Origin of the sequence: Luteimonas terrae, assembly GCF_004358165.1 — a bacterium.
In the GTDB taxonomy this organism is placed as follows: Bacteria; Pseudomonadota; Gammaproteobacteria; order Xanthomonadales; family Xanthomonadaceae; genus Luteimonas; species Luteimonas terrae.
This window is the reverse complement of record NZ_SMTG01000005.1, coordinates 229,784-254,333: the sequence shown is the minus strand read 5'-3', so window position 1 is coordinate 254,333 and position 24,550 is coordinate 229,784. Positions and strand designations below refer to the sequence as shown.

Annotated in this window: 21 protein-coding genes and 1 pseudogene; 11 read left to right on the top strand and 11 right to left on the bottom strand. The window is 70.4% G+C overall.

Annotated elements, in window-relative coordinates; translation table 11 throughout:
- Window positions 1-2 precede the first annotated feature (2 nt).
- Together bioA and E2F49_RS13120 are read left to right on the top strand one after the other, a co-directional pair.
- On the top strand, window positions 3-1,406 hold the full coding sequence (gene bioA / locus E2F49_RS13125) for an adenosylmethionine--8-amino-7-oxononanoate transaminase (protein WP_133394293.1): 1,404 nt from the start codon (window positions 3-5) through the stop codon (window positions 1,404-1,406).
- The gene (locus E2F49_RS13120) at window positions 1,397-2,134 is read left to right on the top strand and encodes a 16S rRNA (uracil(1498)-N(3))-methyltransferase (protein WP_133394292.1); all 738 of its coding nucleotides are present in this window, start codon (window positions 1,397-1,399) and stop codon (window positions 2,132-2,134) included. The genes bioA and E2F49_RS13120 overlap by 10 nt, the downstream gene beginning before the upstream one ends.
- A 51-nt stretch (window positions 2,135-2,185) precedes the next feature.
- Here the strand turns inward: E2F49_RS13120 and E2F49_RS13115 are convergent, their stop codons facing one another.
- The 3 genes from E2F49_RS13115 to E2F49_RS16835 are packed head-to-tail and all read right to left on the bottom strand — an operon-like array spanning window position 2,186 to window position 7,483.
- Window positions 2,186-2,653 (bottom strand): chemotaxis protein CheW, encoded by a 468-nt coding sequence (locus tag E2F49_RS13115; protein WP_133394291.1) that lies wholly within the window; start codon window positions 2,651-2,653, stop codon window positions 2,186-2,188.
- Window positions 2,650-4,362 (bottom strand): chemotaxis protein CheB, encoded by a 1,713-nt coding sequence (locus E2F49_RS13110; RefSeq protein WP_133394290.1) that lies wholly within the window; start codon window positions 4,360-4,362, stop codon window positions 2,650-2,652. The genes E2F49_RS13115 and E2F49_RS13110 overlap by 4 nt, the downstream gene beginning before the upstream one ends.
- A complete protein-coding gene (locus tag E2F49_RS16835) occupies window positions 4,355-7,483 on the bottom strand; it encodes a response regulator (protein ID WP_425481385.1) in 3,129 nt (1,042 codons plus the stop codon). The genes E2F49_RS13110 and E2F49_RS16835 overlap by 8 nt, the downstream gene beginning before the upstream one ends.
- Between E2F49_RS16835 and E2F49_RS16830 the strand changes: the two genes are divergently transcribed.
- Entirely contained in the window at window positions 7,369-8,748 is a 1,380-nt protein-coding gene (locus E2F49_RS16830) for a pentapeptide repeat-containing protein (RefSeq protein ID WP_425481384.1), read from the top strand. The two genes, E2F49_RS16835 and E2F49_RS16830, sit on opposite strands and share 115 nt — an antisense overlap.
- Here E2F49_RS16830 and E2F49_RS16855 read toward each other — a convergent pair.
- The 5 genes and pseudogenes from E2F49_RS16855 to pilG form a co-directional block, all read right to left on the bottom strand.
- Window positions 8,681-10,429: pseudogene (locus E2F49_RS16855) on the bottom strand (FimL-related protein); the annotation flags it as partial. The gene E2F49_RS16830 and the pseudogene E2F49_RS16855 sit on opposite strands and share 68 nt — an antisense overlap.
- A gap of 520 nt (window positions 10,430-10,949) precedes the next feature.
- Window positions 10,950-12,971 (bottom strand): methyl-accepting chemotaxis protein, encoded by a 2,022-nt coding sequence (locus E2F49_RS13100; protein ID WP_133394288.1) that lies wholly within the window; start codon window positions 12,969-12,971, stop codon window positions 10,950-10,952.
- A 32-nt stretch (window positions 12,972-13,003) separates the two neighbouring features.
- Entirely contained in the window at window positions 13,004-13,534 is a 531-nt protein-coding gene (locus tag E2F49_RS13095; protein WP_165971242.1) for a chemotaxis protein CheW, read from the bottom strand.
- Window positions 13,535-13,563: 29 nt separating this feature from the next.
- Entirely contained in the window at window positions 13,564-13,929 is a 366-nt protein-coding gene (locus E2F49_RS13090; RefSeq protein ID WP_055246657.1) for a response regulator transcription factor, read from the bottom strand.
- 17 nt (window positions 13,930-13,946) lie between these two features.
- Entirely contained in the window at window positions 13,947-14,351 is a 405-nt protein-coding gene (pilG, locus tag E2F49_RS13085) for a twitching motility response regulator PilG (protein WP_055246655.1), read from the bottom strand.
- Between the two features lie 183 nt (window positions 14,352-14,534).
- On the opposite strand from pilG, the gene gshB reads away from it, so the two are divergent.
- Window positions 14,535-15,497, top strand: a complete 963-nt coding sequence (gene gshB / locus E2F49_RS13080) for a glutathione synthase (protein ID WP_133394287.1) — start codon at window positions 14,535-14,537, stop codon at window positions 15,495-15,497.
- Between the two features lie 10 nt (window positions 15,498-15,507).
- Window positions 15,508-16,383, top strand: a complete 876-nt coding sequence (locus E2F49_RS13075; protein WP_133394286.1) for an energy transducer TonB — start codon at window positions 15,508-15,510, stop codon at window positions 16,381-16,383.
- Window positions 16,384-16,413: 30 nt separating this feature from the next.
- Here E2F49_RS13075 and pyk read toward each other — a convergent pair whose 3' ends face one another.
- The 3 genes from pyk to E2F49_RS13060 form a co-directional block, all read right to left on the bottom strand.
- Window positions 16,414-17,904, bottom strand: coding sequence for a pyruvate kinase (gene pyk / locus E2F49_RS13070; RefSeq protein WP_055246647.1), 1,491 nt, complete (start codon window positions 17,902-17,904; stop codon window positions 16,414-16,416).
- A 125-nt stretch (window positions 17,905-18,029) separates the two neighbouring features.
- Window positions 18,030-18,671, bottom strand: coding sequence for an HAD hydrolase-like protein (locus E2F49_RS13065; protein WP_133394285.1), 642 nt, complete (start codon window positions 18,669-18,671; stop codon window positions 18,030-18,032).
- Window positions 18,668-19,843, bottom strand: a complete 1,176-nt coding sequence (locus E2F49_RS13060) for a phosphoglycerate kinase (protein ID WP_133394284.1) — start codon at window positions 19,841-19,843, stop codon at window positions 18,668-18,670. Before E2F49_RS13060 ends, E2F49_RS13065 begins: the two co-directional genes overlap by 4 nt.
- A 160-nt stretch (window positions 19,844-20,003) precedes the next feature.
- Between E2F49_RS13060 and E2F49_RS13055 the strand changes: the two genes are divergently transcribed.
- The 6 genes from E2F49_RS13055 (at window position 20,004) to E2F49_RS13030 (ending at window position 24,509) form a co-directional block, all read left to right on the top strand.
- On the top strand, window positions 20,004-20,825 hold the full coding sequence (locus tag E2F49_RS13055; protein WP_133394283.1) for a S1/P1 nuclease: 822 nt from the start codon (window positions 20,004-20,006) through the stop codon (window positions 20,823-20,825).
- A gap of 82 nt (window positions 20,826-20,907) precedes the next feature.
- Window positions 20,908-21,774: an MBL fold metallo-hydrolase gene (locus E2F49_RS13050; protein WP_133394282.1), complete on the top strand. Its 867-nt coding sequence runs from the start codon at window positions 20,908-20,910 to the stop codon at window positions 21,772-21,774.
- Window positions 21,775-21,857: 83 nt separating this feature from the next.
- Complete coding sequence (locus tag E2F49_RS13045) at window positions 21,858-22,370, top strand: molybdopterin-binding protein (protein WP_133394281.1); 513 nt, start codon at window positions 21,858-21,860, stop codon at window positions 22,368-22,370.
- A gap of 19 nt (window positions 22,371-22,389) precedes the next feature.
- Window positions 22,390-23,184 carry a molybdate ABC transporter substrate-binding protein gene (modA, locus tag E2F49_RS13040; protein ID WP_133394280.1) on the top strand — a complete coding sequence of 265 codons (795 nt, stop codon included), beginning with the start codon at window positions 22,390-22,392 and terminating at the stop codon, window positions 23,182-23,184.
- Window positions 23,185-23,187: 3 nt separating this feature from the next.
- Window positions 23,188-23,895 (top strand): molybdate ABC transporter permease subunit, encoded by a 708-nt coding sequence (modB, locus tag E2F49_RS13035; RefSeq protein WP_133394279.1) that lies wholly within the window; start codon window positions 23,188-23,190, stop codon window positions 23,893-23,895.
- Window positions 23,895-24,509, top strand: a complete 615-nt coding sequence (locus tag E2F49_RS13030; RefSeq protein ID WP_133394278.1) for a molybdenum ABC transporter ATP-binding protein — start codon at window positions 23,895-23,897, stop codon at window positions 24,507-24,509. Before modB ends, E2F49_RS13030 begins: the two co-directional genes overlap by 1 nt.
- The last annotated feature ends 41 nt before the right edge of the window (window positions 24,510-24,550 follow it).

Genomic DNA, 24,550 nt, shown 5'->3' with positions numbered 1-24,550 from the left:
GGATGACTGGACAGACTCACGATGCGGCCATTCTAGCCGACGGCAACGACTGGCGGACCCGCGACCTCGCCGCGGTCTGGCACCCCTGCACCCAGATGCGCGAGCATCCCGATACGCAGCCCTTGCTGCCGATCGTGCGCGGCGAAGGCGCGTGGCTCGTCGAGGCCGGCGGCCGCCGGATCCTCGATTCGGGCAGCAGCTGGTGGACCAATCTGCACGGCCATGCGGAACCGCGCATCGCCGAAGCGATCGGCCGGCAGGCACGCACGCTCGAGCAGGTGATCCTCGCCGGCTGCACGCATCCGGCGGCGGTCGAACTGGCCGAACGCCTGCTCGCCATCGCGCCGCGCGAGCCCGGTCGCCCGCCGCTGCGCAAGGTGTTCTATGCCGACAACGGTTCGGCGGGTGTCGAAGTCGCGCTGAAGATGGCGTTCCAGTGGTTCCAGAACCGCGGCGACGAACCGCGCCGGACCAAGTTCGTCGCGTTGCAGAACGGCTATCACGGCGAAACGCTGGGCGCGCTGGCGGTCGGCGACATTCCGCTGTACCGCCGGGTGTATGCGCCGCTGCTGTGCGAAGCGGTGTTCGCGCCCTCCCCCGACGCCTACGAGGCACGCGCAGGCCAGAGCGCTGCCGGCCACGCCGAGGATACGGCCGATGCGCTGGCGCATCTGCTCGACGAACACGCCGGCGAGATCTGCGCGCTGATCCTCGAACCGCTGATCCAGTGCGCCGGCGGCATGCGCATGCACGACCCGGTGTATCTCAAGCGCGTGCGCGAGCTGTGCGACGTGCACGGCGTGTTCCTGATCGCCGACGAGATCGCGGTCGGCTTCGGCCGCACCGGCACGCTGTTCGCCTTCGAGCAGGCAGGCGTGCAGCCGGATCTGCTGTGTCTTTCGAAGGGCCTGACCGGCGGCTTCCTGCCGCTGTCGACGGTGCTGGCGACGCAGGCGCTGTACGACGGCTTCCTCGACGTCTCGCGCGAACGCGCCTTCCTGCACTCGCACAGCTACACCGGCAATCCGCTGGCCTGCGCGGCGGCGCTGGCTTCTCTCGACATCTTCGAAACCGACGACGTGCTCGCGCGCAATCGCGACACGGCCACGAAGATGGCGACGCTGGCCGCGCAGATCGGCGCGCACCGCCATGTCGCGGACCTGCGCCAGACCGGCATGGTCGTGGCGTTCGAATTGACGCGCGACGGTGACAAGGCCATGCCGTTCGACCCCGCGCTGCGGATCGGCCTGCGCGCCTATCGCCACGCCGTCGAGCGCGGCGTGCTGCTGCGACCGCTCGGCGACATCCTGTACTGGATGCCGCCCTACTGCATCGACGACGCGCAGCTGCAACTGCTGGCTGAGGTCACCGCCGAAGCCATCGAGGTGGCGACGTCGTGCGTGTGATCCGCGCCTTCGTCGACCGGCCGCTGACGGTCGGCCACCAGGTCGAATTGCCCGACGACGCGGCCGCGCACCTGGTGCGCGTGCTGCGCCTGCGCGAAGGCGATGCCTGCGTGCTGTTCAACGGCGACGGCCACGACCACGACGCGCGGCTGGTGCGTGCCGACAAGCGCGGTGCGGTGGCCGAGATCGTCGCCACGCGCAGCATCGACCTGGAATCGCCACTGTCGATCACCCTGGTCCAGGGCATCGCCCGCGGCGAAAAGATGGACTGGATCCTGCAGAAGGCGACCGAGCTGGGCGTCACCGCGTTCGTGCCGGTCTCGAGCGACCGCAGCGAGGTGAAACTCGATGCCGAACGCGCGGGCAAGCGGCATGCGCACTGGCGCAGCGTCGTCGTGTCGGCCTGCGAACAGAGCTGGCGCACGCGCGTGCCTGAGGTCGCGGCGCCGCGATCACTCGCGGCCGCACTGGCCGACCTGGCGGCGGAGGCTTCGCGCTGGCTGCTCGACCCCGAAGCGGAGGCCGGCATCGCGACGATGCCGGCACCGTCGAACGGCGTCGTGCTTGCGATCGGTCCGGAAGGCGGCTGGTCGCCGAACGATCGCGCGGCGCTGGTCGCCGCGGGTTTCGGTGGCCTGCGTCTGGGGCCGCGGATCCTGCGCACCGAGACCGCCGGCATGGCCGCGATCGCCGCATTGCAGGCGCGGTTCGGCGACCTCGCCGGCTGAGCGCCGGCGTACGGATCATGCATTCCGCCGGCATCGTGCCGGCGCGACAGGTCAGGCGGCGAGCGCCTCGCGCACTGACTGCTCGATCAGGTCGATGTCGGGGATCAGCGCGACGTCGTCGTTGAGACGCACCCGCGCACGCACCGCGAACGGCAGCGCATCGTCGTGGCCTTCGGACTCGTCGAGCAGGTTCTCCTCGGAAATCGTCACCAGCCGCGGAAAGCCTTCGGTCAGCAGTGCGAAGAACGGCAGGCGCGCATCGCCGCCGAGGCTCTTGAGCACGACGACCTTGCTGGCGAGATCGGCACGTTCGTCGCCTTGGCCCGACAGCACCGGAAACGCGACCAGCGGCAGACGCCAGCCGCGCCAGCGCAGACGACCGAGCAGCCACTCGGGCGCATTCGCCACCGCTTCGGGCGGCGAATAGGACAGCACTTCGGAGATCGTCGCGTTCGGCAGCAGCAGCTGGGTGGCGCCGGCGCGGATCAGCACCCCGCGGATTTCGTGATGGGCGCTCACAGCGACAGGCCTCCGGAATCGAAATTGCGCGCGCCGGGCATCCAGCGCGCGAGCAGCCAGTCGGCGATGTCGGTCGGGCTGCCCGCCGGACCGCCACGCTGTGCGACCGCGCGTGCGGCAATCGGGTCGTAACAGCCTTCCTCGCTCTGCCCGCCGACCAGCGCACCCTGCCAGGCCGGGCCCATCGCCACGTCGACCAGTGACGCGTCGGCGCCGCTGAGGAACAGCACCGCGCTGTCGTCGGCCGGCACCGCGTCCGCGAGTGCGGCGATGTCGGCGGATTCGGCGAACCGCAGCTCGCCCGCGGTCGCGACCGGCAGCAGATCCGGCGGCAGGAAATACACCTCGCCCGGCGACAGGGTCATGCCGGCTTCGGCCAGCTGCACCGGCATCGCCGTGGCACGTTCCATCTGCCGCACGAGCCGGTCGTAGCGCCCGCCGTCGAGCTGCAGCCTCACCAGCACCGGACGCGGGAAGCCTTCCGGCAGCGCGCCCAGCAACTGGCGCACCGCATCGGGCCCGCCGAGACCGCCGGCGATCAGCACCACGCCCTTGACCGGGCCGTGTCCGTAGCTGTCCGCATCGGCCAGGCTCAACCCGGAGATGCGCGATTCGAGCGCGGACAGGTCGCGGGTGAGCGACTTCGCCGGCGCGTCGGCCGCAGGCGTTGCCGCGGCGGTCGTCGTCGCGTCGGCATCCTCGTCGACCAGAGACAGCGACATGCGCGGCGCGGCAGGCGCCGCCGGCGGCGCCACTGCCGACGGGACCAGCGGGGCGTCGTCGTCCTGCAGCGACAGCGGCACGCGTTCGGGCATCGGCGGCGGCAGCGGCGGCACGACCGGTGCAGGCGCAGGCGCCTTTGCCGGCGACGCATCCGACAACGCGGCGAGATTCTCGTCGAGATCGCGCACTTCGCCCGGCGCTTCCGCCGGCGGCGTGTAGCTCATCTCGTCGTACTCGGCGAGTTCGAAGTCGAAGTCGAACTCGACCGCCTGCGACGGTGCCGCCGCGTGGTCGTCGAACTCGGCCGCGACCGGGTCGAAGGCGAGATGACCGGACGTGTCGCCGGTGTCCGCGCGCGGCGCGGTCGCCTCGTCTCCGGTGGTCTCGCGCTCGACGTCGGTCGACGGGGAGACGTCCGCGTTCGCATCGAATTCCAGCACCAACGGCGCGACCACGTCGGGATCGGGTGAAATGACCGGCGCGTGTTCGACATCGGGCGCGGCGAAGGTGCCGGCGTCGGCGTTCGCGTCGAACTCCAGCGGGAGCGGCGCGACGACCAGCGGCTCGCCCGCGGGCGGCAGTTCGAACGCGGCCGTGTCGGGATCCGCCACGGGCACCGGCGTCGCATCGGCGGACGCCGACGGCGGCAGCACGTCGCCGAGGCCGCGCAGCTTCGCGCCCAGATGCCGGACCCAGCGCGCGGCGTCCCAGCCGGTGCGTTCGAGCACCAGCGCCGCTTCCTCGAAGATTACCGTGCGGCCCGGCGCGGCGAACGCGGGCTCGAAGGCGTCGAGCACGTCCTCGTCAGCCGGTTCCAGCACGACCACCAGCACCGACGGCGCCAGTGCTTCCAGGGCGTCGGGCGCATGCTGCGCGGGGTCGAGCGTGCCGACCAGTTCCGCGCCGGCCTCGACCAGGCCTTCGACGACGCGGTCGCAGGCCGCGCCTGCGCGCGCCAGCACCACGGTACGGATCGCGTCAGTCATCGTCGCGCTCCAGCTTCAGCAGCTCGTAGACGTGCCGCAGCAGTTCGGGTTCCTGATACGGCTTGCCGAGGTAACGGTCGACGCCGATCTCGAACGCGCGTTGCCGGTGTTTCTCGCCGGTGCGCGAGGTGATCATCATGATGCTGACGTCGCGCAGGCGCGGGTCGGCCTTCATCTGGGTCGCGAGTTCGTAGCCATCCATGCGCGGCATCTCGATGTCGAGCAGCATCAGATCGGGCACGCGCTCGTCCATGCGTTCGAGCGCATCCACGCCGTCCTTCGCGGTCATGACCTCGAAGTTGTGGCGCTCCAGCACGCGACCGGTGACCTTGCGCATCGTCACCGAGTCATCGACCACCATCACCAGCGGCACCGCGCGGCGTTCGACCACCGGCTCGGGCACCTGCTCGACGAGCTCGGGCTGGGCGGCGAGCATCGCGCCGTGACGGCGCACCAGCGGTGCGATGTCGAGGATCACGACCACGCGGCCGTCGCCCATGATCGTCGCACCGAAGATGCCGGGGATCGACGTGATCTGCGGCCCCACCGGCTTCACCACGATTTCCTTGTTGCCGACGATTTCGTCGACCGCGACCGCCGCGCGCAGATCGCCGGCACGGATCAGCAGCAAGGGCATCTGCAGCTGGCCTTCGGCGCGCGCGGCCGGCTGGCCGATCAGGCGCCCGAGGTCGTGCAGCTGGTAGTCCTCGCCGCCGTAGCGATAGGTCGCGCCCGGCTTGGCCTCGTCTCGTCCGATACGGCCCACCCCGCGCACCGACGCGATCGGCACCGCGAAGCTGGTTTCGCCGATGCGCACGAACGCGGCCTGGGTGACGGCCAGCGTCTGTGGCAGGCGCAGCGTGAACGCCGTGCCCGCCCCATCCCGCGAGCGGATGTCGAAGCTGCCGCCGAGCTGGCGCACTTCGCTGGCGACGACGTCCATGCCGACGCCGCGACCGGCGAGACGGCTGACTTCGGTCGCGGTCGAGAAGCCCGGCTGCAGGATCATCGCGTCGAGATCGACGTCCGCGATCTCGGCGCCTGCCTGCAGCAGGCCGCGTTCCTCGGCACGGCGACGGATCGCGACGCGATCGAGCCCGGCACCGTCGTCGCCGACCTCCAGCACCACTTCCGAGCCCTCGCGGCGTACCGCGATGCGCACGCAGCCCTCTTCGGCCTTGCCGGCCGCGCGACGCGCGTCGGGGGCTTCGAGGCCGTGCGCGACGGCGTTGCGCAGCATGTGCTCGAGCGGCGAGACCATGCGTTCGAGCACGTTCCGGTCGAGTTCGCCCTGCGTGCCTTCGAGCTTGAGCTGGACCTGCTTGCCGGTGTCCTGCGCGGCCTGGCGGACCACGCGACGCAGGCGCGGCACCAGACCGTCGAAGGGCACCATGCGCGTGCGCATCAGGCCTTCCTGCAGGTCCGAGCTGACGCGCGACTGCTGGGTCAGCAGGCTTTCGTACTGGCGGGTCTGGTCGTCGAGCGTCTGCTGCAGGCTGCCGAAGTCGGACGCGGTTTCGCCCAACGCACGCGAGAGCTGCTGCAGCGTGGAGAAGCGGTCGAGTTCCAGCGGGTCGAAGGTGGTGTCGGCAGTGTCGCCCTCGCGCTGGTAGCGCGCGACGATCTGCGCCTCGGTCTCGATGTCGAGACGACGCAACTGGTCGCGCAGACGCGTGTTGGTCTGGCCCAGTTCGTTCATCGCGCTGCGGAAGGCGCCGAGCTGCTGTTCCAGGCGCGCGCGATAGATCGCGACCTCGCCGGCGTAGGTGACCAGCTTGTCGAGCAGGTCGGCGCGGATGCGCACCTGTTCCTGCGAACCGCGCAGTGCGGCGTCCTCGTCGTCGGCGGCGCCGGCGTCGAGCTGCAGCGGGGCCGACAGCGGCGCCAGTTCGATCTTCGGCGCTTCCTGCGCGGGTTCCGGAGAGGCCGGCGCATCGCTGGCGCGCTTGCCGCTGAAGGCATCGACCAGCGCCTGCGAATCGCCGATCGCACGGCGTTCGCCGGCGCGCGTGACCATCGTGTGCAGCCGGTCGAAGCCGCGCTCGAGCAGCATCACGTCGGCGCGTCGCAATGCGCGCCTGCGTTCGGCGACCGCTTCGAGCAGGGTTTCCATCGCGTGGCCCAGCTCGCCGATCTCCATCAGCCCGGCCATGCGCGCGCCGCCCTTGAGCGTGTGCAGATCGCGCTGCAGTCCGGCGACCGCGTCGCGGCTGTCGGGCGACTCGCGCAACTGCGCGAGCAAGGCATCCGAATGGTCGAGCAGGTCGATGCCTTCCTCGACGAAGATGTCGATCAGCTCGGGATCGAGCCCGTCCAGCGCCAGCGGCGCGTCGGGATCGTCCGGTGCGGCCGGCAGGTCGAGGGTCTGGGCGTCCGTCCGTTCCGCCTCGGCGCCGATTTCGACCGGCGGTTCGGCGTCCTCTTCCGGCTCCGGATCGGCATCGATCGCCGGCTCCGCAGCCGAGGCATCGGACGCTCCGGTGGCGAGGTCTTCGTCCGATGTCGCGGCGGCGTCGTCCTGGAGGTCCGGTGCATCGCCTTCGGACGCGTCATGCGAAGTGGACGTGTCCGCGCCTTCGAGCGGTTCGTCCACCCGTGCGTCGTCGTCGGCGGCATCCATCTGGACCGCCGCATCCACGACGGCCTGCACTTCGCGGCCGGCTTCCTCCTGCTCGAAACGCACGCGCTCCGATTCCAGCACGCCGGCATCGATATCGGCCTGTCGTCGCAAGGCCTCGAAGGCCTGCGTGGCGACGCGCGCCGCCTCCGCCTGGCGCTCGGCATCGAGCGCGGATCCGGCTTCGCGTCGGTCCTGTTCCGCCTGGGCGGCCGCATTCCGGGCGGCCTGCTCGGCCTCGAGGCGCTCGCGTTCCGCAGCAGCGTGTGCCTGCTCGAGACGCTCCGCATCAAGGCGTTCTGCCTCGCGGCGTTCGGCTTCAACGCGCTCGGCTTCAACGCGCTCTGCTTCCAGGCGTTCTGCGTCGAGACGTTCGGTTTCGACGCGCTCTGCTTCGACGCGCTCTGCTTCGATGCGCTCAGCTTCGATGCGCTCAGCTTCGACGCGCTCGACTTCGAGACGCTCTGCCTCTACGCGTTCGGCTTCGAGACGCTCTGCCTCTATGCGTTCGGCTTCGAGACGCTCTGCTTCAATGCGTTCGCCCTCGATGCGCGCTGCCTCGACGCGCTCGGCTTCAAGACGTTCGGCTTCGGCGCGCTCTGCTTCGAGACGTTCGGCTTCGGCACGCTCCGCTTCGACGCGTTCAGCCTCCAGTCGCGCCAGTTCGGCGCGCTCGGCCTCCTCCTGTGCGAGACGCTCGGCATCGAGGCGCGCCTGCTCCAGGCGCTCGGCCTCCAGACGTTCGGCTTCGAGGCGTGCGTGTTCGGCGCGCGCTGCGTCTTCGCGTGCGACCCGCTCGGCTTCGAGACGGGCCTGTTCGGCCGCCACGGCCTCCAGTCGCTCGGCCTCGTCGCGCGCGTCTTCGGCACGGCCTGCCGCTTCGTGCTCGGCGCGTTCGGCATCTTCGCGGTCGCGGCGTTCGGCCTCTTCCTGCGCGGCAGACGCCGCGTCGAGCCGCGACGGTTCGGTCTGTTCCGCTTCGAGGCGCTCTGCTTCGTCCAGGTCGGCGTCGAACGTCTCCGGCATCTCAATATCGAAACGCTCGACCGGTGCTTCGGGCAGCCGGTCGCGCAGTGCACCGACTTCGGCTGCGAGTGCGGACAGGACCGCGATCCGCGGCTCGGGCGTGTGCAGCTGGCGCAGGGCCTCGCGCGCGGCCACGCAGACCGCGTCGAGGACCGGCGCGACATCGGCGTCGGGCGCAGTTCCGGCGGCGACGAGGCGCCGCGCGTACTCCTCGGCAGGACCGAGCAGCAGGCCGATCGCAGGCACTTCGGCCATCGCGAACGCGCCGTGCATCGTGTGCAGCGCGCGCAACAGCCGCTCACCGTCAGCCGGCGTGCCCGCATCAATCGCGCCGAGCCAGTCGCCGACGGTCTGCAGGTGGCCCTGCACTTCGTTGTCGAGGATTTCCAGCAGCAAAGCATCGACCGACGCCGGCACCGTCTCGACCTCGACGGGTGTGGGCGTGGACGTGTCGGCCGGCGCGATGTCGACGGCGGTTTCCGGGATCTCCAACTCGACGACCGGCGCGACAGCTGCAGCGCTGGCAGCAGGCTCGGCGCCCGTCGACAGCGGCGCCGGCCGGACCGGCAGCGTGTCGTCGCCGGCCGCAATGCGCGCCGCGCTGGCCTGCATCGCGTCGAGATCGGTGCGCAGGGTCGCTTCACCGCGCAGTACGGCCTGCAGTTCGGGCAATGCGTAGAAAGCCTGGTCGACCATTTCGACCACGGCCGGGCTCGCCGGGCGGCCATCGAGCACGCGGTTGAGCATGGTCTCGATCGACCAGCTGAACTCGCCGAGCGCCTTGGCGCCGACCAGGCGACCGCTGCCCTTCAGCGTGTGGAAGACGCGGCGGATCGGACGCAGCAGTTCGAGGTTGTGCGGCTGCGCGCGCCACGGCGGCAACAGCGCGTCGAGGTTCTCGATCTCCCCGGCGAACTCTTCGAGGAAGACTTCGCGGATCTCGTCGTCGATCTCGTCGCCGACATCGGCAAAGCCACCGGGCGTATTGCGCGTGGGCCCGGCGGCCGCGGGCGTGCTCTCGATGACCGGTGCGGGCACGGGCGTGACCGGCGCCGGCGTGTCGGCCGGCGGCGCCCAGGTGTCGCCGCCGCGTGCGAGCTGGCCCAGGTCGATCTCGCGCAATGCGTCGAGTTCCGCATCCGCGTCACTCGCGTCGCGTACGTCGGACGCCGTCTTCAATGCATCGACAGCGGCAGGCAATGGCCAGTAGCCGAGCGCTTCGAGACTGCTGCGCGCGATATCGAGGATGTCGGCGCGGTTGGGGCGCTGCTCGCGCAGCGCTTCGAGGTAGTACTCCAGGCTCGCGAGCGCATCGGCGAAGGTGTCGAGCTGGCGGCCGTTGGGCACGCGCTGGCGCGCGATCAGTTCGCGCTCGGCGTACAGCCGCACGCCGGCCAGATAATCGGCGGCCTGCTGCAGTTCGAGCATCGACAGCGCACCGCCGACCTCGGCCAGCAGGCGCGGCACTTCCTGCAGCTCGGCGTGGTCCCAGCTGGTCTCCACGAACGCGACCAGCGCCTGGCGCGCGTCGGAGAAGTTGGCGATGGCCTCGCGCACCAGCACCGCCATCGACTGCTGCGCTTCGACCGCCAGCGTGTCCTCGGACGTCTCGCCGGCATCGCCGAGACGCGAAACCTGATCGTCGAGCGTCGCGTCGACGTAGAGCAGTGCGCCGGCAACGTCGAGCAAGGTGTCCTCGCTGGCCGGCGTGGCGCCGCTGACGATGCCGCGCATGGTGTCGCGCTGCTGCTGGACCACCGTGCGCGCCGCGCCGAGGCCCAGCATGCCCAGCGTGTCGGCGACGCCGGCGAGCACCTCGACCTGCGGCTGCAGGCCGGCGATGTCGGTCGAGCCGGTGCGCAGATGCAGATCCAGTGCGTCCTTGACCCGCAGCAGGTCTTCCTTGACGGCGCCGGCGACGGTGTCGAGCAGCGCGCGGTTGCGGCCGCCGAGGCTGCCGCGGGCATGTTCGAGTTCGGCTTCGCTCGGCAGCTGTGCCTGCAGATCGAAGGTCTCGCGCAACGCGTCGAGCGCGGGATGCGCGGCGTCGCCGTGGGCGACGTGATAGAGCAGCTGGCGCGTGGATTCCTGCGCGCCGTCGGACAGCGCGGCTTCCAGACGCGGCGCCTGCTGATGCTGTCGCACCTCGCGCTCGACGCCGGCGAACACCTGGCGCAGCGCCGGATGCGCGGCAGGCGCGAACGCGCCGTCGGCGATCGCATCGGCGACCTTGGCCGCGACCCACAGCATGCGCCGCTGCGATTCGGGACCGGCCTGCGCCGCCAGGGTCGACAACCCGGCGACCAGGGCGCCGGTGTCGCCCGGACTGCCGCCGGCGGGCCAGGCCTGCAGGGCCACGCGCAGCTGGCGCAAGGCCGATTCGGGATCGATTCCCGGATCGGCCGCGGGCGCGTCGCCCGGCATCGCGCGCGCCAGATCCGGCGCGAACAGGATGCTTTCGCTCAGTCCCGACTCGCCGCGCGCGGCGCGCAGTTCGTTGAGCAGGGGCAGCAGCACGATCGGAATGTCGCGGTGGCCGCCCTGCAGACGTTCGAGGTAATCGGGCAGCAGCAGCATGCCGCGCAGCAGCGCCGCCGAGGCGATGTCGCGATCGGCGGTGGCGTTGTCGCGCAGGGCGTCGGCCAGCCGCTCCATTTCCTCGACGACCATCGCCGGCGCGTACAGCTCGACCATGCGCAGCGTGCCCTGCGCCTGGTGCAGGTAACCCGCGCACAGCCGCATGCGCCCCGGGTCGTCGGGCGTGTCGACAAAGCCTTCGAGTTCGATCCGCGCCTGGCGCAGCACCTCGTCCAGCTCCGGCTTGATCCAGCCGAGCATGGTGTGGTCGATGGCATCGCGCAGCCCGCTCATGCGGCGGCTCCGGCGCGGAAGCCGCGCGCGCGTGCGCGAAGGAAACTGACAGTCATGAAATCCGTTCCGAGGCTCAGGCCGGCAGCTTGAAGTCGGCGACCGAGCGGCGCAGGTCGGCCGCGAGCTGCGCCAGGTTGCCGATCGATTCGGCGGTCTGGTTGGCGCCCTGCGACGTCTGCCGGGTGATCGACTGGATCGTGTGCATCGCCGTGGTGATGTTGGTCGCCGCCGAGGACTGCTGACGCGCGGCGGTGGAGATGCCCTGGATGAGGTCGGACAGGCTGGTCGACACGCTTTCGATCTCGCCCAGCGCGGTGCCGGCGTCTTCGGCCAGGCGTGCACCGGCGACCACTTCGGACGTCGTCTGTTCCATCGAGGTCACCGCCTCGTTGGTGTCGGACTGGATGGTCTGGACCAGCGTTTCGATGCGGCGGGTCGCGTTGGTGGCGCGTTCGGCGAGGCGCTGCACTTCGTCGGCCACGACCGCGAAGCCGCGGCCCGCTTCACCGGCCGACGCGGCCTGGATCGCGGCGTTGAGCGCGAGGATGTTGGTCTGTTCGGAGATGTCGTTGATCAGTTCGACGATCGAGCCGATCTCCTGCGAGCTTTCGCCCAGGCGCTTGATGCGCTTGGAGGTTTCCTGGATCTGGTCGCGGATCGAGTCCATGCCGGCGATCGTCTCGCGCACCACGCCCGCACCCTTGGTCGCGATCTGCACCGAGCGCTGCGCCACGTCGGCCGATTCGGCCGAGTTCTTGGACACCTGGTCGATGCTGACCGCGATCTCGTTGATGCGGTCGGAGGCGGAATTGATTTCGGTCGCCTGGTGTTCGGCGGCCTCGGCCAGATGCATCGCGGTGGCCTGCGTTTCCTGCGCGCTGGACGCCACCTGCACCGAGGTGTCGTTGATCGTCTGCACCAGGCTGCGCAGCTGCTCGATCGCGAAGTTGATCGAGTCGGCGATCGCGCCGGTCATGTCCTCGGTGACCGTGGCCTTGACCGTCAGGTCGCCTTCGGCGAGCGAACCCATTTCGTCCAGCAGGCGCATGATCGCCTCCTGGTTGCGGTTGTTGAGTTCCATCGTGGTTTCGTAGCGCTCGCGCTGCGCGCGGTTCAGCGCCACCAGCAGGCCGGCGATCGCGCCCAGCGCGATGATGCCGGCGACGATGCTGATCCAGGTGCTGCCCAGGATCTGCCCGTCGCCCATCGAACCGGTCGAGGTGAAGGCGTTGAACAGCGATTCGCTGTCGGTGAGCAGCTGGTCGGAATTGGCGACCAGCGCGGCCGCGGCGGCCTGGGCCTGGAACAGCTGTTCGCTGCTGCCGAGGATCGCCTCGAGTTCGGCGCGCAGGCGCGTCCACTCCTCGTCGGCGCGCGCCAGCGCGGCCAGCGCGTTGCCGTTGGTCAGGGCCTGCAGTTCGCGGGTCGGGTCGCCCTCGCGCAGGCCGCTCATGACCTGCTGGAAATCCTCGGCATTGCGGCGCAGGCCCTGGCCCGCGATCGCGGCGCTGGCGCCACCGGCCTGCACCTCGGTCACGCGGCGCGCCATGTCGCCGGCCACCACCACCTGGCGCAGCGCCATGTAGACCTGCGAGGACGGCGAGCCACTGCTCGACATCGCACGCACCAGTTCGTCGAGCTGCGCCTGCAGCTGCGGCACGCCCTGCACGAAGCGCTGGGCCTGGCCGGCGAACGCGGTCACCGCGGCCTCGCTGTCGACCAGACGCTGCGCGCTCGCACCCAGCGGCGTCCAGGTTTCGGTGACCTTGGCGATCGGGCCCGACACGCCGACGGTGCTGCCGTAGTTGGCATTGAGCTGCTGGATGTCGCCGTCGATCTGCGCGCGCGTGGCCTTGAACGCGGTGAAGGCCTCGGTGCTGCCGCGCACGGCCTCGGTGCCCTGGTTGGCGAGGCGCTGGCTGTCCACGCGCAGGTTCGAGGCCGACGCGCTGGCACCGCCCAGCCGCGAGGCGTTCCATTGCCCGTAGCCGGCGTTGAGGACCAGGACCGCGCCGGAAACGACCAGCAGCACGACCCAGAAGTTCGTGCCGAAGGTGCGGCGCTTGGCGGCAAGGGTGTCGGCGGCTGTGCTCATTCGGGCGTTCCGTTCCTGTCCTGGTGCGACCGTCAGGCCGCGGCTTGTCTGAATTCCGGGGTGCGACCGAGACGGTCGAGGCTGAAGACGCCCCAGGTCGCGTTGGCGTGCGCATACGCGCGATCGACGAAGTGGCCGTAGCGGCCTTCGGCGATGCGGTCGGCCGAGACCTCGTCTTCCTCGAGGAAACTGCGCTGGCCGAACAGTTCGTCGATCGTCAGCGCGACATCGCCGCCGGGCTGGCGCACGATCAGCACGCGCTGGCTTTCCTGCAGCACGGTGCGCTCGCCTTCGAGGAACTGCTTGAGATCGACGATCGGCAGCAGGCTGCCGCGGATGTTGGCCACGCCGAGCATCCACGGCTGCGCGCCGGGCACGGCGGTGACCGGCGGCATCGGCAGGATCTCGATGACCTCGTCGAACGAGGACGCCAGCATCCGCCGGCCGATGCGGTAGCCGACGCCGCGCCACAGGCCGGGCGCGTCGAGCTGGTCGGGCAGGCCGACGCTGTGCGCCAGGCTGCGCCGCTCGTACTCGGCCAGCAGCGCGAACGCACCCGTCACGGGTGCATCGCCGGATCGGGTGGTGGACATCAGCCTGCCAGGACCGCGTTGACCTGGCTGATCAGCGCGTCTTCGGTCGGCGGCTTGACGATGTAGCCCTTGGCGCCCTGGCGCATGCCCCACATGCGGTCGGTTTCCATGCCCTTGGTGCTGATGATGACGACCGGAATGCCGGCCGTATCGGCGTCCTTGGCCAGCGCGCGGGTGGCCTGGAAGCCGCTCATGCCCGGCAGCACCACGTCCATCAGGACCAGGTCCGGACGGTCGCGCTTGCAGGCCTCGAGGCCGTCTTCGGCGCTGCCCGACGCGGTGACCTGATGCCCGTGGCGCTCCAGCCACTGGGTCAGCACCGCGGTGTCGGTCGGCGAATCCTCGATCAACAGGATGCGTGCCATGCCCTGCTCTCCCCTGCTCAGGCGGTGACGTGTGTACGGATGGCGTCGAGGAGTTCCTCGCGCGTGAACGGCTTGGTGACGTACTGCTCGGAGCCGACGATGCGACCGCGGGCCTTGTCGAACAGGCCGTCCTTGGACGACAGCATGATCACCGGCGTGTTGCGGAAGACCTGGTTGTTCTTGATCAGCGCGCAGGTCTGATACCCGTCGAGCCTGGGCATCATGATGTCGACGAAGATGATCTGCGGTTTCTGGTCGGCGATCTTCGCCAGCGCCTCGAACCCGTCCACGGCCGTGACCACCTCGGCGCCCTCGCGACGCAGCAGCGTCTCGGCGGTCCGGCGGATGGTCTTCGAGTCGTCGATCACCATCACCCGCAAGCCGTCGAGGCTGCCGGTGGACGGCTTGTCGTCACTGCTCATGCAATCTCCCCTGATGCGCGGCGCGGGATTTCGCACGCCGGTGCAGGACGGAGTTATACCGCGGGGCGATGTCGGACTGTCAATATTTCCGACGGCTTTGTGCGCGACGCCTCAAATGCCGCGCCGCGGCATCCCGGGTGCCCCCTGATAAGATCGGACGCCCATCTGCAGCAGGTCGAACGCATGTCCCTCGATGTCGTCGTGGTGATGGACCCGATCGGGTCGATCAGGATCGCCAAGGACTCGACGTTCGCCATGTTGCTCGAGGCCCAGCGCCGCGGTCACCGGCTGCATTACGTGGTGCCCGGTGGTCTGGCGATGACCGGCGGTGACGCGGTCGCGCGGGTCGCGCCGCTGGGCGTCCGCGAGGACGCCAGGGACTGGTACACCCTCGGCACACCGGCGCTGCGCCGCTTCGGCGAAGGCGACGTGGTGCTGATGCGCAAGGATCCGCCGGTCGATCCGGAATTCGTCGGCGACACCCAGATCCTGTCGGTGGCGCAGCGCCAGGGCGCGATGATCGTCAACGATCCCCAGGGCCTGCGCGACATGAACGAGAAGCTCGGCGCGCTGGCATTTCCGCAGTGCTGTCCGCCGACGCTGGTGAGCCGCGATGCGGCATCGCTCAAGGCCTTCGTCGCCGAACACCGCGACGCGGTGCTCAAGCCGCTCGACGGCATGGGCGGGCGGTCGATCTTCCGCGCCGTCGCCGGCGACGCCAACCTCAACGTGATCCTCGAGACGCTGACCGACGGCGGCCGCCGTCTGGCGATGGCGCAGCGCTACCTGCCGGAGATCGTCGACGGCGACAAGCGCATCCTGCTGATCGACGGCGTCCCGGTGGACTATTGCCTGGCGCGCATTCCGCAGGGCGACGAGTTCCGCGGCAATCTCGCCGCCGGCGGGCGCGGCGAGGCGCGGCCGCTCAGCGACCGTGACCGCTGGATCGCGGCGCAGGTCGGCCCGGCGCTGGCCGCACGCGGCATGCGCTTCGTCGGCCTCGACGTCATCGGCGACTGGCTGACCGAGGTCAACGTCACCAGTCCGACCTGTATCCGCGAGATCGACGCCGCCTACGGCACCAACATCGCCGGCCTGCTGTTCGACGCGATCGAACGCGGGCCGTACGTCGCCGACGCCCGCTGATCGACCCCGCATGCAGGCCGCCGCGCCGCCCCCGCAGATCGACGACGGCGCGCGCCTGGGTGCGACGCTGGTGCTGTCGCTGCTGGTGCACGGCCTGCTGGTGCTGGGCATCGGCTTCGCGACCGAGGACGCCGCGCCGGTGATGCCGACGCTGGACGTGATCCTGACCGAGACGACCAGCCCGCTGACCCAGGCCCAGGCCGACTTCCTCGCCCAGGCCAGCAACCAGGGTGGCGGCGAGCACGAGCAGACCCACCGGCCGCGCGAGGCGCAGATCGGCCAGATGCCGCAGGACACGACCGGCGTGGCGCCGATGGAACTGCGCGCGCAGTCGCCCGACGCGCAGCCCGCCCCGCTCGACCGCGTGGTCGCGAGCACGCGCGGCGAGACCACGTTGCCGGCCGAGGACCCGACCGTGCAGTCCGACCCGTCGACGCTGCCGCGGGGGCCGGAGAAGATCGAGCGCGATCTGGAAATGGCGCGGCTTGCGGCCGAGATCCACATGCGTTCGGAACGCTATGCGCGCCGACCCAAGCGCAAGTTCGTCTCGGCCAGCACGCAGGAGTACGCCTACGCGGCGTACCTGCGGCAATGGGTCGATCGGGTCGAGCGCGTCGGCAATCTCAATTATCCCGACGAGGCGCGCCGCCGGCAGCTCGCCGGTGAACTGGTGATCAGCGTGGCGATCCGCCGCGACGGTTCGGTCGAGCGCGCCGACATCATCCGCAGCAGCGGCACGCCGATGCTCGACGATGCCGCGCTCGCCATCGCGCGGCTGGCCGAACCCTATCCACCGCTGCCGGCGACCGGCGATGAGGTCGACGTGCTGCACGTCACCCGCACCTGGAATTTCCTGCCGGGCGGGACGTTGATCGACGACCGCTGACGGTCCGGCATTGCCGGACCGCCGATGCGTTCAGAGCTCGCCGAGCCCTTCCGCGCGGCCGTCGGCACCCACCTGCAGCAGACGCAGCGTGTTGGTCGCGCCGTGCGTTTCCATGTGCTCGCCGCTGGTGAACACCACGCGCTCGCCGGCGCCGAGCAGGCCGGCCTCGACCAGCAGGCGCACGCTGCCGCGCGCGGCTTCGCGCGGGGTCTGGCCCCGGCTGTCGTAGTCGAACGGGAACACGTCGCGCATCAGCGACATGCGCCGGCGCGCGCCGTCGTGGCGCGAGAACGCGTAGATCGACGCGCCGCCGCGGAAGCGCGACAGATAGCGCGCGGTGCCGCCGGACTCGGTCATCGCGACGATCGCAGCCACGCCGATGTGCTCGGACAGGAACATCGCCGCCATCGCGATCGCGTGGTCGGCGCGTTCCAGGTTGCGCTGGGCCTTCTCGAAATCGGTGTCGTGGGCGAACTGGCGCTCGGCACCGACGCAGATACGCGCCATCGTCTCGACCGCGCGCACTGGATAGGCGCCGGCCGCGGTTTCGGCCGACAGCATCACCGCGTCGGTGCCGTCGATGACCGAGTTGGCCACGTCCAGCACCTCGGCGCGCGTCGGCATCGGCGATTCGACCATCGACTGCAGCATCTGCGTGGCGGTGATCACCACCTTGTTGCGCGCCAGCGACTCGCGGATGATCTTCTTCTGCAGGCCCGGCAGCTCGGCATCGCCGATCTCCACGCCCAGATCGCCGCGCGCGACCATCACCACGTCGCTGGCGTCGATGATCTCGGCCAGGTTCTCGATCGCCTCGGTGCGTTCGATCTTCGACACCAGCGCGGCGTCACTGCCGTGCGAACGCGCGATCGAACGCGCCTCTTCCATGTCGGCCGCGTTGCGGCAGAACGAGACGGCAATGAAATCCACGCCGATGTCGGCGGCGACCTTGATCAGGTTGCGGTCGTGGTCGGTGAGCGCACCCAGCGACAGGCCGCCGCCCTGCTTGTTGAGGCCCTTGCGGTTCGACAGCACGCCGTCGTTGAGCACGGTGGTCGCGATGCGTGCGCCCTCCACGCCCGTCACCTGCAGCTGCATCAGGCCGTCGTCGAGCAGCAGCACGTCGCCGGCCGCCACGTCGCCGGGCAGGCCGAGGTAGCTCACGCCGACTTCGTCGACGGTGCCCAGGGGTGCATCGGGATCGGCGACCAGATCGAAACGAGCGCCGGCGCGCAGCTGCACCTTGCCGTCGGCGAACTTCTCGATGCGGATCTTCGGACCCGGCAGGTCGGCGAGGATGCCGATTTCGACGCCGGCGCGATCGGCGGCATCACGTACCGCGTCGGCGCGCGCCTGCTGCGAGGCCGGATCGCCGTGCGAGAAGTTGAGACGCACGGCATTGACGCCGGCGGCGATCAGGGCGTCGAGGACGCCGGGCGCGTCGGTCGCGGGACCGAGCGTGGCGAGAATGCGGGTGCGGCGACGATGCGCCGGAACTTGAGGGAGGTCGGTCGAAGTCATGGTCCGAGTCTAATGTCCACCGGTGGTCAAACGCACGTTGCGCGGCAGCATCGGCATTGCATCGATCACGTCCGCGCGTGATCGCGCAGCTTACTGCCAAACCGGGCGGCGGATTCGCAGCGCCCTCAGCCGATCGCGGCGTGCAGCGCCGCCGGGGTGTCGACCACGAGATCAGCCCCCGCCGCGCGCAATTCCGCTGCGTCGCCAAATCCCCAGAGCACGCCGATCGCGCGCATGTCGTGCTGGCGGGCGCCGGCCATGTCGTAGAGGCGGTCGCCGATCATCGTGGCCTGCTGCGCGGTGATCGCCAGCCGCGCCAATGCCTCGGCGATCAGTTCGCGCTTGTAGCGCCGGATGCCGTCCTCGCTGGCGCCGACCACGGTCTCGAAGGCCGCGCCAAACGGCAGCGATTCGAGAATGCGCCGCGCGAAGCCTTCGTTCTTCGAGGTCACGACCGCCAGCCGGCGCCCGGCCGCCTGCAGCGCGCCGACCAACTCGGGAATGCCCGGATAGACGCTGTGCTCGCGCCAGCCGCCCGCGTCGTAACGCTGGCGGTAGAGCGCGACCGCCTGCTCGGCGCGCTCGCGGTCTCCGTCGAACAGGGTCTCGTAACTGTCGCGCAGCGGCGGACCGATCCACGGCAGCAGCTGCGCGCGGTCCAGCGGCGGATGGCCCAGCACGTCGAGCGTGTGGGCGATGCCGCCGAGGATGCCCGCCTCCGAATCGATCAGCGTGCCGTCGAGATCGAAGAACAGCGCGTCGGTCATGCGCCGCGCGCGTCGAGCGCCGCGACCGCCGGCAGCGTCTTGCCCTCCAGGAATTCCAGGAACGCGCCGCCGCCGGTCGAGATGTAGGACACGTCATCGGCGATGCCGTACTTGTCGACCGCGGCCAGCGTGTCGCCGCCGCCGGCGATCGAGAACGCCTTCGAAGCCGCGATCGCACGCGCCAGCGCCTCGGTGCCCTTGCCGAAAGCGTCGAACTCGAACACGCCGACCGGGCCGTTCCAGACCACGGTGCCGGCTTTGGCGATCATGTCGGCGTAGCGCTGCGCGGTGTCCGGACCGATGTCGAGGATCATGTCGTCGCCGCCCACCGCATCGACCGCCTTGACCGTGGCCGGCGCGTCGGCCGCGAACGCGGGCGCGACGACGACGTCGGTCGGCACCGGAATCTCGGCGCCGCGCGCCTTGGCGTCGGCCATGATCTGCTTCGCGGTGTCGAGCAGATCGGTCTCGACCAGCGACTTGCCAACGTCGTGACCGAGCGCGGCGATGAAGGTGTTGGCGATGCCGCCACCGACGATCAGCTGGTCGACCTTGCCGACCAGCGAGCCCAGCAGTTCGAGCTTGGTCGAGACCTTGCTGCCCGCGACGATCGCCAGCAGCGGCCGTGCCGGCGCGTCGAGCGCCTTGGCCAGCGCGTCGAGTTCGGCCATCAGCAGCGGGCCACCGGCTGCGGTCTTCGCAAAGCGGATCACGCCATGCGTCGAGGCCTGCGCGCGGTGCGCGGTGCCGAAGGCATCCATGACGAAGACGTCGCACAGCGCCGCATACTGCTTCGACAGCGCCTCGTCGTCGTCCTTCTCGCCGACGTTCATGCGGCAGTTCTCCAGCAGCACCAGCTGGCCGGGCGCGACCTCGACGCCGTCGACCCAGTCGCGCACCAGCGGCACGTCGATGCCCAGCAGTTCCGACAGGCGCGCGGCGACGGGTGCCAGCGAGTCGGCCTCGCTCCAGCTGCCTTCCTTCGGACGACCGAGGTGCGAGGTGACCATGACCGCCGCGCCGGCGTCGAGGGCGGCCCGCAGCGTCGGCAACGACGCGGTGATGCGCTGGTCGGAGGTGACCTTGCCGCCTTCGACGGGGACGTTGAGGTCCTGCCGGATGAGCACGCGCTTGCCGGAAAGGTCGAGGTCGGTCATGCGGACGATGGTCATGGGCACTGGGCTCGCTGGAATCGGAAAGGGAGAACGCGATCGCGTCGATCGCCCATTGTCCGTGCAGCGGCCACGCACGGGCAAATCGCGGCTGACCGGCGCGGATCTCCACACCGCCCCGTCGTCTAAGCCGCGATCCGCGCCGGTTAGAATTCGCACCATGCTGCGTCGAATCCTGTTCTGCGGCGGTCTGCTGGCCGCGTTCGCCCTTCCGTCTCCCGCCCACGCCTGGGGCAAGCTCGGCCACCGTCTGGTCGCGCAGATCGCCGAGCGCGACCTGACGCCGTCTGCGCGCGCGGAAGTCGATCGGCTGCTCGCTGGCGAGGCCGATCCCACCCTGCCCGGCATCGCCAGCTGGGCCGACGAACTGCGCGAGCAGGATCCGGACCTCGGCAAGCGTTCGGCGAAGTGGCACTACGTCAACATCGCCGAATCGAACTGCCGCTACACGCCGCGGCGCGACTGTCCGAACGGCGATTGCGTGATCGAAGCGCTGCGCACGCAGACCGCGATCCTCGCCGACCGCACACGTCCGCGCGCCGAGCGCGCGCAGGCGCTGAAATTCGTGGTCCATTTCACCGGCGACGTGCACCAGCCCATGCATGCCGGCTACGGTCACGACCTGGGCGGCAACCACGAGCAGATCAACTTCGACGGCCGCGGCACGAACCTGCATGCGTTCTGGGACAGCGGCATGCTCAACAGCCAGCGCCTGTCGGGCGACGCCTGGCTGGCGCGCATCGGCGCGCGTGCACCCTCGCGCGACGCCGCCGGCCGCGTGCGTCTGCCGCCGCCTGCGGCGCAGTGGGCGCAGGCCTCGTGCCGCATCGCCATCGCGCCGGGCGTCTATCCGCAGAGCGCCCGCGTCGGGCCGGACTACGTCGCCACCCAGCTGCCGCGCATCGAGCAGCAGCTGCGCGACGGCGGCGCACGACTCGCCGCGCTGCTCAACACGGCGCTGGCCGCGCCTGCGGAACGCTGAGCGCACGTCGCTGCAACAGCCCGGGCCGGCACCTGCACTAGGATCGGCCCACGGCACGGCACATCCGGCCACAGGAGGTTGCATGGCGATCCCCCACGTCACCCCGTTCCATCACCGCGGCAGCGGCACCTGGAGCTACGTGGTCCGCGATCCGGCGTCGAATGCGGCGGCGATCGTCGACCCGGTGCTGGATTTCGACATGGCTGCGGCGCGCACCTCGACGACCTCGGCGATGGTGTTGCTCGAATACGTCCGCGCGCATGGCCTGGACGTGCAGTGGATTCTCGAAACGCATGCGCATGCCGATCACCTGTCGGCCGGCGACTGGTTGCGCGTGCAATTGCCCGGCGCGCGGCTTGCGATCGGCGAGGGCATCCGCACCGTGCAGAAGACCTTCCGGCCGATCTTCAACCTCGGGGACCACTTTCCCGTCGACGGTTCGCAGTTCGACCGCCTGTTCGAACCGGGGGCGACGTTCGACATCGGCAGCGTGCCTGCACGCGTGATCCCGGTGCCGGGCCACACCAGCGACAGCAACGCCTACCTGATCGGCGATGCGCTGTTCACCGGCGACTCGCTGTTCATGCCCGATGGCGGCACCGCCCGCTGCGACTTCCCGGGCGGCGATGCGGCCACGCTGTACCGCTCCATCCAGGGACTGTTCGCCCTGCCCGATGCCACGCGCGTGTTCGTCTGCCACGACTACGGCCCCGGCGGACGCGACGTCGCCTGCGAAACCACGATCGGCGCGCAGAAGGCCGACAACATCCACGTCGGCCACCACATCGACGAGGCCACCTTCGTCGCCCTGCGCGAGGCCCGCGACGCCACCCTGCCGATGCCGGCCCTGTTGCTGCCGTCCGTGCAGACCAACATCCGCGCCGGCGCGCTGCCCGAGCCCGAGGGCAACGGCGTGCGCTATCTCAAGCTGCCGATCGATACCGTCTGAACCGCCCCACTGCCGGCTGGGTGGTCGATTGTCCGGCGCGGGCCGCATCGTTATGCTCGTGCGTTCATAACGAAGGATCCGCCATGGTGCGCGCCCGCCATCTGCTGCTGCCGCTCCTGCTGTGCCTGCCGCTTGCCCATGCGCAGGATCCGGGCGACCACGCGCACGGCGCCCACCAGCGCGCGTCCTCGCCTTCTGATCCCTCGCCCGTCGTCGTGTCGCTGGCGCCGGCCGCGCGGGCCGCGCTGACCCGCCACACGGTTGAAGCCGAAGCGCACGGCCGCACGCTGCGCTGCGAAGGCGTGTCGCTGCCCGCGCTGCTGCAGGTCAGCGGCGCAATGCCCGACACGCCGCTGCGCGGCGCCCATCTCGACCGCTACGTGCTGGTCACCGCACGCGACGGCTACCGCGCGGTGTTCTCGCTCGGCGAACTCGACGCGACGCTCGGCAACCGTGGCGTCTACCTTGTCGACCGTTGCGACGACGCGCCGCTCGACGCGGCCAGCGGGCCGCTGCGTCTGCTCGTCCCCGACGATGCGCGACCGGCACGCGGCGTGCGCCAGGTCGAAGGCATCACCGTTGTCGCCGCGCCCTGACCCGTCTACCGGAATCGTCATGAACCACTTCCGTTTTCCGCGCCGCTGGCTGCACGCCACCGCCGCCCTGCTGCTGGGCCTGATCGTCGCATCGCCGCTGGTCGCGCAAGAACGCACCCCGATCACCGTGTTCGCCGCCGCCAGCCTCAAGGAATCGATGGACGCCGCGGCTGCGCGGTACCAGCAGCAGACCGGCCAGCCGGTGCGCGTGTCGTACGCGGCGAGTTCCGCGCTGGCGCGGCAGATCGAACAGCGCGCGCCGGCCGACGTCTTCGTCTCGGCCGATCTGGAATGGATGGACTGGCTGCAGGCACGACAGCTCATCGATGCCGGCTCGCGCCGCGTCCTGCTCGGCAACACGCTGGTACTGGTGGCACCGGCCGCCAGCCGGGCGCAGCCGCTGACACTGGCGCGCGGCATCGATCTGCTGCCCTTGCTCGGGCCGCGCGGTCGCATCTCGCTGGCGCTGACCGCCAGCGTGCCGGCAGGCAAGTACGCGAAGGCCGCGTTCGAACATCTGGGTCAGTGGTCGGCGCTGCGGCCGCGCGTCGCCGAGTCCGATAGCGTGCGCTCCGCATTGACGCTGGTCGCGCGTGGCGAGGCGCCGCTGGGCGTGGTCTACGGGAGCGACGCCAAGGCCGAGCCGCGGGTCAAGGTGCTGGCGACGTTCCCGGACGACAGCCACCCGGCCATTGTCTACCCGGTCGCGCGCATCGCCGCCAGCCGCAACGCCCAGGCCGATGCGTTCGTCCGCTGGCTCGACGGCGACGCCGCGTCGGCGATCTTCCGCCAGCACGGTTTCTCGATCCGCTGATCGATGGCGCCGTCGTCGCTCTTCGCATTCGGGCCGGACGAACTCGTCGCGATCCGCCTGAGCCTCAAGGTCGCCGCCGCGGCGGCGCTCTGCAGTCTGCCGTTCGGCATCGCCGTGGCCTGGTTGCTCGCGCGCCGGCGTTTCTTCGGCAAGTCGCTGCTCGATGCTCTGGTGCATCTGCCGCTGGTGCTGCCGCCGGTCGTGGTGGGCTACGCACTGCTGGTGCTGCTGGGCGGCAACGGCGTGATCGGCCGCTGGCTGGAGGACACGCTCGGCGTCAGCTTCGCCTTCCGCTGGACCGGCGCCGCGCTGGCCAGCGCGATCATGGGATTCCCGCTGCTGGTACGCACGATCCGTCTTTCGATCGAGAACGTCGACCGGCGTCTCGAGCAGGCCGCCGCCACGCTCGGCGCCAGCCCCTTGCGCGTGTTCTGCACCGTCACGCTGCCGCTGGCGTGGCCCGGCGTGATCGCCGGTGCGGTGCTGTCGTTCGCCAAGGCGCTGGGCGAATTCGGCGCGACCATCACCTTCGTGTCCAACATCCCCGGCGAAACGCAGACCGTGTCGGCCGCGATCTACAACCTGATGCAGGTCCCCGACGGCGAGGCCGGCATCTGGCGGCTGGCCGTGGTGTCGGTGGCGATCTCGCTGGCTGCGCTGCTGGCCTCCGAATGGCTGGTGAGGCGCCAGCGCGGCGAGGTGCACGACTGATGCTGCACATCGACATCGACCTGCGCCGCGGGCAGTTCGCCCGCCACGTCCGCATCGAGGCCACGCAGCGCGTCGTCGCGCTGACCGGTCCCTCGGGCGCCGGCAAGACCAGCGTGCTCAATGCGATCGCCGGACTCGTGCGTCCGCGCGCGGGCCGCATCCAGATCGACGGCCGCGTGCTGTTCAACAGCGCCACACGCATCGACGTTCCCACGCATCGCCGCCGCATCGGCTACGTGTTCCAGGACGCGCGGCTGTTTCCCCACCTCGACGTGACGCGCAACCTGCGCTTCGGCCGCCACCACGCCGGCGCCGACACCTTCGCGTTCGAGCAGGTGATCGAGCTGCTCGGCATCGACGGCCTGCTGCAACGTCGGCCGGCGAACCTGTCGGGCGGCGAGGCGCAGCGCGTGGCGATCGGTCGCGCCCTGCTGTCGCAGCCGGCGTTGCTGCTGTTCGACGAGCCATTGTCGGCGCTCGACGAAGCGCGGCGCGAGGAACTCATTCCCTGGCTGCAGCGCGTGCGCGACGAGGTGCGCCTGCCGATGCTCTACGTCAGCCACACCAGCGACGACGTACGGCGGCTGGCGGACGTGGTGCATACGCTGGACTGACGCAGCGTTCACCGGCGCGGCGCGTCAATCACGCGCCCCCA